Source organism: Arthrobacter sp. GW822-FHT05G07, from assembly GCF_058799755.1.
The window spans coordinates 342,349-353,994 of the sequence record NZ_JBXALT010000007.1 but is presented as its reverse complement, the minus strand read 5'-3'; the positions used below and the strand labels follow the sequence as shown (position 1 = coordinate 353,994).

The 11,646-nt window shown below is 63.0% G+C and carries 6 protein-coding genes; 1 reads left to right on the top strand and 5 read right to left on the bottom strand.

Features of this window, described 5'->3' with window-relative positions:
* Window positions 1–372: 372 nt before the first annotated feature.
* Genes AC1RJY_RS14460 through AC1RJY_RS14450 form a run of 3 tightly spaced genes read right to left on the bottom strand, consistent with a single transcriptional unit; the run spans window position 373 to window position 7,914 of the window.
* Entirely contained in the window at window positions 373–4,029 is a 3,657-nt protein-coding gene (locus AC1RJY_RS14460; RefSeq protein WP_498602583.1) for a 1,4-alpha-glucan branching enzyme, read from the bottom strand.
* A 1-nt stretch (window position 4,030) separates the two neighbouring features.
* Window positions 4,031–5,827: a maltose alpha-D-glucosyltransferase gene (treS, locus tag AC1RJY_RS14455; protein ID WP_498602582.1), complete on the bottom strand. Its 1,797-nt coding sequence runs from the start codon at window positions 5,825–5,827 to the stop codon at window positions 4,031–4,033.
* Window positions 5,827–7,914: an alpha-1,4-glucan--maltose-1-phosphate maltosyltransferase gene (locus AC1RJY_RS14450; protein ID WP_498602592.1), complete on the bottom strand. Its 2,088-nt coding sequence runs from the start codon at window positions 7,912–7,914 to the stop codon at window positions 5,827–5,829. The genes treS and AC1RJY_RS14450 overlap by 1 nt, the downstream gene beginning before the upstream one ends.
* Before the next feature lie 125 nt (window positions 7,915–8,039).
* Here AC1RJY_RS14450 and glgP point away from each other — a divergent pair, with 125 nt between their 5' ends.
* Complete coding sequence (gene glgP / locus AC1RJY_RS14445) at window positions 8,040–10,664, top strand: alpha-glucan family phosphorylase (RefSeq protein WP_187329920.1); 2,625 nt, start codon at window positions 8,040–8,042, stop codon at window positions 10,662–10,664.
* 120 nt (window positions 10,665–10,784) lie between these two features.
* On the opposite strand, the gene AC1RJY_RS14440 is transcribed toward glgP, so the two are convergent.
* Window positions 10,785–11,144 (bottom strand): barstar family protein, encoded by a 360-nt coding sequence (locus AC1RJY_RS14440; RefSeq protein WP_011773647.1) that lies wholly within the window; start codon window positions 11,142–11,144, stop codon window positions 10,785–10,787.
* Between the two features lie 6 nt (window positions 11,145–11,150).
* Entirely contained in the window at window positions 11,151–11,624 is a 474-nt protein-coding gene (locus AC1RJY_RS14435) for a guanyl-specific ribonuclease (protein ID WP_210064536.1), read from the bottom strand.
* Window positions 11,625–11,646: the final 22 nt, after the last annotated feature.

Here is an 11,646-nt window from a genome sequence, read left to right as displayed (position 1 = left end):
TCCAGCATAAATTCAACCAATTGATAAAACAATCGGTATCAACAAACTTGGCACACTATTGAGTTCTCAAACAACAGGTCGCTAATCCAAAGCAGTACCACCAGCCTCAGCTAGATCGCTCCGGAGCAACTTTTCAAACTTACCGGCTGTCTCCCTTCGAGTCAAATCGGCAAGCGTGACTTGATTTTTCCTTGCGGTTTCTTGTCAGCTTGCGATCTCTACTCGTGGAGCAGCGCGGGTACTAACTATACCCCTACTTCCGCGGGATGGCAAAACCCCTCAGCGACACAGTCCATCTCCCGGGCAAAATCCCCGGGAGCCAAGGGAAGAGGGCCCGGAAGCCAAGGCTCCGGACCCTCCTGTCCACAGTGGCTACTCAGCCGGCGCGAACCAGGAAGCGCCGAGCGGAGGGAGCGTGACGGTCAGCGCTGCAGGCTGGCCATCAGTCCCGGGAGTCGAAGCCTTCAACGATCCCGGGTTACCGACCCCCGAGCCGCCATATGTCTCCGAATCGGTGTTCAGGACTTCCGTCCACTCCCCTGCGGCGGGCACACCCAGGATGTAGTCCTTGTGGGGACCGCCCGAGAAGTTCACGGCGCAAACCAACGGCTTGCCATCGCCATCCCATCGGATGAAAGTCAGAACATTGTGGTCGGCATCTCCGCCATTGATCCACTGGAAACCGCCGGGCTCGTTGTCCCGCTGGTACAGGGCAGGCGTCGACGTGTATAGCTCGTTGAGATCCTTGACCAGGAGTTGCAGTCCGCGGTGCGCAGGAATCTCAGCAAGGAACCAGTCCAGTCCGTATTGCTCGGACCACTCTGCTTCCTGACCGAACTCCGTGCCCATGAAGATCAGCTGCTTGCCCGGATGCGCCCACTGATAAGCAAAGAACGCCCGCAGGTTTGCCAGCTGCTGCCAGCGGTCACCGGGCATCTTGCGCAGCATGGATCCCTTGCCGTGAACTACTTCGTCGTGGCTAATGGGCAGCAGGAAGTTCTCCGTGAAGGCGTAGACCAGGGAGAACGTGATGGTGCCGTGGTGCCATTTGCGGTTGATGGGGTCTTCGGAGATGTACTTGAGCGAGTCGTGCATCCAGCCCATGTTCCACTTGAGACCGAAGCCGAGTCCGCCGTGGTTGGTGGGCGCCGTGACACCGGGGAATGCCGTTGATTCCTCGGCGATGATGATGGCGCCGGGGTGGGACTTGTAGACGGTGGCGTTGACTTCCTGCATGAAGGAGATGGCTTCAAGGTTCTCGCGGCCGCCGAACTTATTGGGCCTCCACTGTCCTTCCTCACGGGAGTAGTCCAGGTAGATCATGGAGGCCACGGCATCCACGCGCAGGCCATCGATGTGGAACTCCTCCAGCCAGTACAGCGCGTTGGCAACAAGGAAGTTGCGGACCTCGCTGCGTCCGAAGTCGAAGATCAGCGTTCCCCAGTCGGGGTGCTCACCCAGGGCGGGGTCCGAGTGCTCGTACAGAGGCTGGCCGTCGAACTGCGCCAGCGCCCAGGAATCCTTAGGGAAGTGTGCGGGGACCCAGTCGAGGAGTACGCCGATGCCCGCTTGGTGCAGTGAATCCACCAGGAACCGGAACTCGTCCGGGTGTCCGAACCGCGACGTCGGGGCGAAGTAGGACGTCACTTGGTAGCCCCACGATCCACCGAAGGGGTGCTCCGCGACCGGCATGAACTCAACATGGGAGAACCCAAGCCACTTCACGTAGTCCACAAGTTCCTTGGCGAGTTCCTTGTAGCCAAGGCCCAACCGCCAGGAGCCCAAATGGACTTCGTAAACGCTCATGGGCGAGTTGTGCGGGTCCCTCTGGGCACGGGCATTCATCCATTCCGCGTCCTTGAACCGGTAACTGGCGTCCACCACACGGGAGGCTGTGAGCGGCGGGACCTCGGTGCCGAAGGCCATCGGGTCGGCTTTCTCCACCCACTGACCCGCCTTGGTCAGGATCTCGTATTTGTAGCACGCCCCTGCTACAACCCCGGGAATGAAGAGTTCCCACACACCGGAGGAGCCCAAGGAACGCATCCCGTGCTGGCGGCCATCCCACCCGTTGAAGTCGCCCTTAACGCGAACAGCCTGAGCATTTGGAGCCCAAACAGCGAACGAGACCCCGTCCACCTCGCTCAAGGCCGAGCGATAGTGCTGGACGTGCGCGCCGAGGACATCCCAGAGGCGTTCGTGGCGTCCTTCGCCGATCAGGTGCAGGTCCACCTCACCCACGGTGGGCAGGTAGTGGTAGGGGTCATCGATGGTGACGGGTTCGGCGTCGTACACCACTTCCAAACGGTAGTCCGGCACATGGCCTGCCTGCAGCGGTTCCAGGACCGCTACCCAGACCCCGTGGGCCTCATGGGTCATGTCAGTACGGCCGGCTTCCGTCACCACAACGACGGACTTCGCGAGGTGCTTCACGGTGCGGATGGTGACGTGGCCATGATCGTCCAAGTGGGCACCAAGAACTGAGTGCGGCGCGTGGTAAGCGCCGGCCGCCACGCGTTCCAAGGTCTCGGAGTCCACGTGCAGGGGTACTCGGGGCCGTTCGGTGCGTGCAGAGCCAGTCATGTCATTACCTTCCGCTGTAGCTGCCGCATGCTTGCCGCGGCTTGTGTTGTCGAGGATTCGTCGGGATGCATTCACCGGAATTGACAGCCAGTCGGGCCGGTTCCGCAACTCGTAAACAACCTCGTATAAGGCCTTGTCCAGCCACAATGCCACAAAGAGCGGCGAGCGGCGGTCTATGGTTCCCGGGGTGACTTCGCTGTAACCCTCAAGGAACGCGGCGGCGCAATCATCCACCCAGGTCTCGGGCACGTTGGCGTGGGCGTTTTCGCGCGTAGCGGCACCCGCTGCATAGTCGAACGACCGCAGCATGCCTGTGACATCCCGCAGGGGAAGATCGGGGCTGTTACGTTCATCGATGGTCCGGAGCGGCTCGCCCTCGAAGTCGAGGATGGCCCACCGTCCCGGCTGCCCCTCAGCGCCGGGAACCAGAAGGATCTGTCCCAGGTGGAGGTCGCCGTGAACGCGTTGCAACTGGCCGACGTCCCGGGGATCCAGAGCCGACAACAGCTCATCGAGCTCGTGGTCGTAGGGCCCGACGGCGGCCGAGGCTTCGGCCCATGAGCCGCGGACACGCCGGGCCACAGTCGCGATGATGTCCGGGCCCTGTTCCTGGCCGTCGTGGGTTCCGAACGTCTCCGCGAGCCTCGCGTGAACCGTGGCAGTAGCAGCCCCGAGCCCGCGGGCCTCTGCCGTGAAATCCTTGCCGGCTGCGGCTGCCTCCACTGCCCGTCTCCAGGCATCGAGGCCTCCGAGAAGGAATTCGTGGGCGACGGTCAGCTCACCCGTGGCCGCTGCGGAACCGTTCGACGCCGGCCCGTCCCACGAGCCGGTTATCCAACCGAGCGTCGCGGGAACCTCGGTAGTCCCGGCCGCCGTCAGGGCGGCACCAAGTTCGACTTCGGGATTTTTACCTGCCGCAAGCACACGGAAAATTTTGACGATCGCTGCCGAATCGCCGTCGTCGATAATGACGGACGTGTTGGACTGCTCGCCGGACAGGACCTTGACCGAGGTGGGATTTTTTGGAAGCGCGACGCGGCCACGGGTGAGATGCCCCCGGGCGCCGGCCACGGTTCCTTCACTGCGCATGAGTTCCAGCCACGCCGTCACAAAATCCGCATCGTAGACGGCGTCGTATACCAGCCGCAGGCCAAGGTCAGGATCCGTGAACTCGCCCAACAACGCACTGGGAGCATCCGTGAGCGGCTGGCTCCGGTAACTCAACGGAACCTGGACGACGTCGGTCCGCGAACCGCCGTCGGCAGTTCGGTGGGTTACCGCCAGCAGCACAACTTCCAATCCGGCCTCCGCGCCGGTACCCGGGAGGCTGAATCTGCCCACCTGCTCGAGCGCGAAGTCGGGGCTCTTGACGGGGAACCAGCGCTTGCCTGGCAGCCAGTTCCGGAGAAGTCCTTCAATGGAGGGGTTCAAGTTTGCCTTGCTCATCTCATCCTTTGGAGGTCACCACGGGAATCGCCTGGGTAAAAGGCGACGAGGGGTTGGAAAATGCCGAGCGGACCCGCAGCCAATAGAAGCTGTGGCTGCCCAGCATCACGGTCAAGTGACCGTTGTCGCCGACCGCCGGGAAAGGCTGGCCGCCGAAAATATCGCGCAGGCCACGGCCTGCAAACTCAGGTACGTCCAGCGTGGCTGCCACGGGGTGCTGTGAGAGGTTGAAGACGCACAGAATGGTTTCTGCGTCCTCCCCTTCCGGGTTGCCCGTCGGCAGTTCCCGGACGTAGGCCAGCACCACCTCATGGTCCGCCTCGATGTGCCGGAAGCCGCCCAGGCCAAACACCGGGTGGTTCTTCCGGACGCTGAGGATCTGGCGGGTCCAGCGCAGCAGCGAACCTGAGTGCGCGGCCTGGGCCTCAACGTTGGCCATGCTGTAGTTGTAAACCAGCGACTGTATGACCGGAAGGTAAAGCTTGCCCGGATCGGCCCCGGAGAAGCCCGCGTTACGATCGGGGTTCCACTGCATAGGGGTACGGACGGCGTCGCGGTCATCGAGCCAGATGTTGTCTCCCATGCCGATCTCATCCCCGTAGTACAGGAAGGGACTGCCCGGCAGGGAAAGCAGCAAGGCGTTGATGAGCTCGATCTCGGAGCGGGAGTTATCCAGCAGCGGCGCCAAACGTCGTCGGATACCAATGTTGGCCCGCATCCGGGGATCCGGGGCGTACCAGCCGAGCATGGCGGCACGCTCTTCCGCGGGCACCATCTCCAGGGTCAGTTCGTCGTGGTTCCTCAGGAAGGTCCCCCACTGCGCCCCCTTGGGGATCTCCGGGGTGTTCCGCAACGTCTCGATAATGGGGGCGGCCTTCTGGTCCCGCAAGGCGTAGTACAGCCGCGGCATGATGGGGAAGTGGAAGGCCATGTGGCATTCGGGGGCTTCCTCGGTGCCAAAGTACTCCACCACCTCATGCGGAGGTTGGTTTGCCTCGGCAATGATCACCCTGCCCGGATAGTTGGAGTCCACCATCCGGCGAAGGTCCTGAAGGAAGGCGTGTGTGGCCGGCAGGTTCTCGCAGTTGGTGCCATCCTCTTCGAACAGGTAAGGGATGGCATCGGCGCGGAAGCCATCTATCCCTTGGTCCAGCCAGAAGCGGACTACGTCATAGAGCGCCTCGATGACGGCGGGATTCTCGAAGTTCAAGTCTGGCTGGTGACTGAAAAAGCGGTGCCAGAAGAACTGGCGGCGGATGGGATCGAAGGTCCAATTGGATTCTTCGGTGTCAACGAAGATGATGCGTGCGTCCTGGTATTTCTCATCCGTATCGCTCCACACGTAGAAATCGCCGTAGGGACCCGTTGGATCCTTGCGTGACTCCTGGAACCAAGGATGTTGGTCCGAGGTGTGGTTCAACGGCAGATCGATGATCACCCGGACGCCACGGGCGTGGGCCTCGGCAACCAGTCGCTTGAAATCGCTGATGGTGCCGAACTCGTCCAGCACGGACGTGTAGTCCGCGATGTCGTAACCGCCATCGCGCAACGGGGAATGGAAGAACGGGGGCAACCACAAGCAGTCGACACCCAGCCACTGGAGGTAGTCCAGTTTCTCGATCAGGCCGTGGAAGTCGCCGGAACCATCCCCGTTGGCATCCGCAAAGGCCCGCACCAGTACCTCATAGAAGACTGCCTTGCGGTACCAGTGCGGATCGTGCTGGAGACCTGGGGCGTTCAACTCGAAGGTGTTCTTCGGAGTGAAGTACTGGCTGGGGTTCTGCGGAGAAAAACTCACTAAGGCTGCCTCCGGATGCTCAGTATGTGTGCCGGTTCAACGTGGGCGTCCAGCCTGACGTAGTTGTGCTCGCCCCACTCCCAGCTCTGGCCACTGATCAAATCGTCCACGCGGAACCGGCCGTCCTCGTTGAAGTCAGAGGGGTCCAGTTGCAGGGCCCCCAAGTCCAGGGACACCGTGCTTTCGCGGGTGCTGTGGGGATCCACATTGACCACAATGATCAAGGTGTCCTTGGTGCCGTCCGGGAGCGTTTTGTGCTTGGAGTAGACGATCGTGGCGTCGTCCGTGCTGCTGTGCAGCGTCAAGTTCTGCAGATCGCCCAGGGCCAGGTGGTTCTTCCGGATGGTGTTGAGCCTGGTGATGTACGGCGCCAGGGTCCGCCCCGACTCAGCCGCGCCCTCCCAGTCCCGCGCCTTGTACTCGTACTTCTCGTTGTCGATGTACTCCTCGGCTCCCGGACGGGCCACGTGCTCGTACAACTCGTAACCGGCGTAGACGCCCCACAGCGGGCTGGCCGTTGCGGCCAACGCGGCCCGGATGCGGAACGCTGCCGGGCCGCCGTACTGCAGGTACTCGGTGAGGATGTCCGGGGTGTTCACGAAAAAGTTCGGACGGAAGAACGCGGCGGTCTCATGGCTGACCTCGTGGAAGTACTGCTCCAGCTCAGTCTTGGTGTTCCGCCAGGTGAAGTAGGTGTAGGACTGCTGGAATCCTGCGCGGCCCAAAGCATGCATCATTGGCGGGCGTGTGAAGGCCTCCGCCAGGAAGACAACCTCGGGGTTCTTCTTGTTAATCTTGCCGATCAGCCATTCCCAAAACCACACAGGCTTGGTGTGGGGATTGTCCACGCGGAAGACCTTGACGCCGTGGCTGATCCACAGTTGCACGATCCGCAGGATTTCCTTGGAAAGGCCGGCCGGGTCATTGTCGAAGTTCAGGGGATAAATGTCCTGGTACTTCTTCGGCGGGTTCTCTGCGTAGGCAATGGAACCGTCCACGCGTGTGGTGAACCATTCAGGGTTGGACGTCACCCAAGGGTGGTCCGGAGCTGCTTGCAACGCCAGGTCCAGGGCAACTTCGAGTCCCAGCTCGTTAGCGCGCGCCACGAACGCATCAAAGTCCTCAAACGTACCCAGTTCCGGATGGATGGCGTCATGTCCACCGTCCTTGGAACCGATGGCCCACGGCGAACCTGGATCCTGCGGCCCCGGCGTCAGCGTGTTGTTGCGCCCCTTGCGGTGCTGGTAACCGATCGGGTGGATGGGCGGCAGGTAAATGATGTCGAAGCCCATGTCCGCTACGGCGTCGAGCCTCCTGGCTGCCGTGCGGAAGTTGCCGGAGGTCCACACGCCGGTGGAGTGATCCAACACGGCACCCTCTGAACGGGGGAAGAACTCGTACCAAGAACCGCGGCCCGCGAGGTCGCGTTCCACCTGCAGCGGGAAACGTTCCGAAACGGTTACCAACTCACGGATCGGAACGCGTCCGACGGCGGCCAGCACCTCGGGGCTGAAACCGGCACCAAGGCGCTCCTCGGCAGTCTTGGTGGTGTCGGCCAGAACCACGGAAGCGGCACGCAAGGTGCGCTTCTCCGCAGCGCTGCGCCCGGCGTCGTCGTCAGCGGCTTCCGCGAGGAGGGCAGCGCCTTCGGCGAGCATCAGCTCGACGTCAATGCCGGCCCCTACCTTGACCTCGGCGTTGTGATGCCAAGTGCCGTACCGGTCATGCCAGGCCTCAATGACGAAGGACCAGGCACCGGTGCCGGTGGGCGTGATCAGGCCCTCCCAGCGATCCAGGCCCTTCCATTGCTCGCCCTGGGCCGGGGTCAGGCGTACTCGCTGACGCTCCTTGCCCCGGGGATCGAGCAGCACAGCGGAGACGCCCAGCTGGTCATGGCCTTCACGGAAGACCGTGGCGCCGACAACCAGGTCCTCGCCTGGCAAAGCCTTCGCCGGGAAACGGCCACCCTCAACCACCGGCTGCACGGCCGTGATGGGGAACCGGCCGAAGCGAAGTCCCTCGGTGATGTCCGTAGTCGTCTTGGATTTCAGAGCGGTGATGGTTCGCGCGGTTTTCGTCACAACCACGACGTTAGCGACAAAAATCACAGAATGCTAAGCACACGACCTATCTCCTTGACGCAAGATGACTTTTACCTAAAAGAAACCCAATCCAGTTCCGGCTGCCATGCGAGTCCGTTAGTGTGGCGCTCGTGAAGGCTATTCGAAGGTTTACAGTCCGTACCGTCCTCCCCGAGCCCATCAGGCCCCTGGCCCGTCTGGCAACCAATTTGCGCTGGTCCTGGCACCGGCCCACACGGGAACTTTTTGCGAGCCTTAACCCGGCTCTCTGGGAGGAATCGCAGCACGACCCCATAGCCCTGCTGGGGTCGATCAGCCGCGAGCAGTTACAGGATCTGGCCAATGACGGCGAGCTGGTGAACCGGGTCCAGGGCGCCGCAGCAGACCTGGACCGATACCTGAGCGAACCGCGCTGGTATCAAGGCCTCGGCGAAGACGCTCCGGCCTGCATCGCGTACTTCTCGCCCGAATTCGGTATCACCGAAGTACTCCCGCAGTACTCCGGCGGCCTCGGCATCCTGGCCGGTGACCACCTCAAGGCTGCCTCCGACCTCGGCGTGCCGTTGATCGGCGTCGGGCTTCTGTACCAGGCCGGATACTTCAAGCAGTCGCTCTCCCGCGACGCCTGGCAGCAGGAAACCTACCCCGTACTGGATCCGGACGGCCTGCCGCTCACGCTGCTCCGCCACCCTGCCAAGGATGGCGCCCAGGGCAAGCCGGTCCACATTTCCCTTCCGCTGCCCAACGGCCGCGAGCTCCACGCACACGTGTGGCGTGCCGACGTCGGACGCGTTCCGCTGCTGCTGCTGGACTCGAACGTCCCCTCCAACGACGAAGCCGCGCGCGGCATCACCGACCGCCTGTACGGAGGCGGCGGCGACCACCGGCTCCAGCAGGAACTTCTCCTGGGCATGGGCGGCGTCAAGGCGCTGCGCGTCTACCAGGAACTCACCGGTACACCCGCGCCGGAAGTGTTCCACACCAACGAAGGCCACGCAGGGTTCCTGGGGATCGAACGCATCCAGGAAGCCATGTCCGACGCCCATGAGCCCCTCAGCTGGGACGAGGCCCTCGCCGCCGGCCGCGCGTCCACCGTCTTCACCACGCACACGCCCGTCCCCGCCGGCATCGACCGCTTCGAGACCGTGCAGATCAAGCACTTCTTCGAAGCCGGGCTGGCACCTGCTGTGCCCACCGAGCGCATCCTGGAACTCGGCCGCGAAAACTTCGACGGCGGCAACCCCTCCGTGTTCAACATGGCGGTGATGGGCCTGCGCCTGGCGCAACGTGCCAACGGTGTGGCCAAGCTGCACGGCGTGGTGTCCCGCGAAATGTTCGCCGGACTCTGGCCAGGGTTCGACCATTCCGAAATCCCCATCACCTCCGTCACCAACGGCGTCCACGTGCCCACCTGGGTGGACCCCCGCATTTCGTCCCTGGCCCGGAACCAGTTCGGCGCGGAGGCCGAAGCACTCGGACGCTGGGACCTGGCCTACAACGTCAGCGACGAAGACGTCTGGGCCCTCCGGCGGGAACTCCGCGCCCAACTCATTGACGACGTCCGACGCCGGCTCCGGGCCTCGTGGAAGAAACGCGGCGCCGCCGACGCCGAACTCGGGTGGACCGACTCCGTCCTGGACCCTGACGTCCTCACCATCGGATTCGCACGCCGCGTGCCCACCTACAAGCGCCTCACGCTCATGCTGCGCGACCCTGCACGTTTGAAGGCCCTGCTGCTTGACCCCAAACACCCCATCCAGCTGGTCATCGCAGGCAAGTCCCACCCCGCAGACGATGCCGGCAAGAAAATGATCCAGGACCTGGTCAAGTTCACGGACGACCCCCAAGTCCGGCACAGGATCGTGTTCCTGCCCAACTACGACATCGCCATGGCACGGACACTGTTCCCCGGCTGCGACGTCTGGCTCAACAACCCGCTCCGCCCGCTGGAAGCCTGCGGCACCTCCGGCATGAAGGCCGCCATCAACGGCTCGCTCAACCTCTCCGTCCTGGACGGCTGGTGGGACGAAATGTACGACGGCGAAAACGGCTGGGCAATCCCCACAGCCAACAACAACGCATCCTCCGAGGAACGCGACGACATTGAGGCCTCAGCACTCTACGAGCTGCTGGAGACCCAGGTAGCCCCGCGCTTCTACGGCACCACCGTTGCCCAGGGCGCCGGAGCAGCAGGACCGTCCGAATCCAGCCGTGAAACCGTACCCACACACTGGGTGTCCATGATCAAGCACACGCTTGCCAACCTGGGCCCTGCCGTTTCGGCAGAACGCATGCTCCACGACTACGTCAACAACCTCTACTGCCCGGCCGCTGTGTCCGGACGCCGCGCTGTTGCCGAGTCGTTCAAGGAAGCCAAGGAACTCGCGGCCTGGACCTCCAAGGTTCGCAGTGCGTGGCCCGAGGTTGTAGTGGAACACGTAGACTCCGTTGGCGTCTCCGAAGAACCCCAAGTGGGCGACACGCTCCAAGTCAACGCCTACGTGGCCCTCAACAACCTCACCCCGGACGACGTCTCCGTGGAGGTAGCCTTCGGCCGCGCCGAGGAATCCGACGAGCTCGAAGACATCGTGGTGGCCGAACTGGATTCCCTGGAGGACCTCGGCGGCGGACGCCACCTGTTCAGCGGCTCACTGGTGATCAACCGGTCCGGCTCCTTCGGCTACACCGTCCGGGTGTTCCCGAAGCACAGCGCACTGGCATCAAAAGCTGAACTGGGGTTGATCGCGAACGCCTAAGCCTGGCTTCGCCCGCTGGGCGACCGTAACCCTCTGCGCGCTGCTCCTTCGTCGCTTTGACGCGCGCTGCCGGGTCACGGTGGCCCATTGGGGCGCCGTTAGGTGTGGCCGGTTCGCGATTTAGTTCTGGAAGACGGCGATGACTGCGAGGTCACGGCCGGCGTAGCGCTCTGCGTCTTGGAGGATCTCGCAGACCACGCCGAAGGAACGGTCCGTGCGGTAGGCCGCAGGGACTTGCCAGATCATGGTGACCGGGCTGCCGTCGTCCTCTGAGAGGGCATCGGCGTAGTCATGCAGGGAATCGTTGAGGGCGTCGAGGTTCACGCCATAGTACTCAGGGAAATCGAGGACCTGGCCGAAGACCTCAAGGACCCCTTGCTTGGTGCTTGCGGGTGGGACCAGAAGCGTTCGCCGGCCCGCGTCGGAGATCTGCTCTTGGAGTTCTTCGAGCGTCCAGGTGTCTGCGGAATAGATCTTCATGGGCTCCTACTTGTCTTCGACAATGAATTTGAACGACTCGTAATGGTCCGGGGTGTAGTACTTCGCTGAGTCCTTGCCCACGATGATTCGTCGCGCGCCGCGGTCCGACTCCCCCGGTGTGGGCACGGTGTACTCCTTGTAGAAACCACCGGACTTCTTCGGCAGCAATCCCTCGAAGTTGCCGAAGTTCACGCCGTCGCGGTCGTACGGGTACGGGCCGCCTTGGGCAATCAGCGCAAGGGTCTGGCGCGCTTCCTTGGGTAACTGAGAAGCATTGATGGTGGGCAGCGAAGAGGGGTTGGCGACGGCGGGAGTGGCGCCTGCGGTGGCTGCCGCCGTTGGTGACGTCGATGTGGAGCCAGGTTCCGGCGTCGTGGTTTGCGCGGTCAGTGAGCCTCCACCCACCATGGCAACCACCAGCACGACGACGGCGATCACCAGACCCGCGAATGCCACCAGTTTGCTGCGGCTGCGGTTCATGCTGAGAGACTCCTGTTAGTTG

What these genes read in the sequence shown, in the direction of transcription:
- AC1RJY_RS14460 (WP_498602583.1), bottom strand. Translation starts at nt 4,029, where the DNA reads ATGAGCAAGGCAAACTTGAACCCCTCCATTGAAGGACTTCTCCGGAAC.
- AC1RJY_RS14440 (WP_011773647.1), bottom strand. Translation starts at nt 11,144, where the DNA reads ATGAAGATCTATTCCGCAGACACCTGGACGCTCGAAGAACTCCAAGAG.
- AC1RJY_RS14435 (WP_210064536.1), bottom strand. Translation starts at nt 11,624, where the DNA reads ATGAACCGCAGCCGCAGCAAACTGGTGGCATTCGCGGGTCTGGTGATC.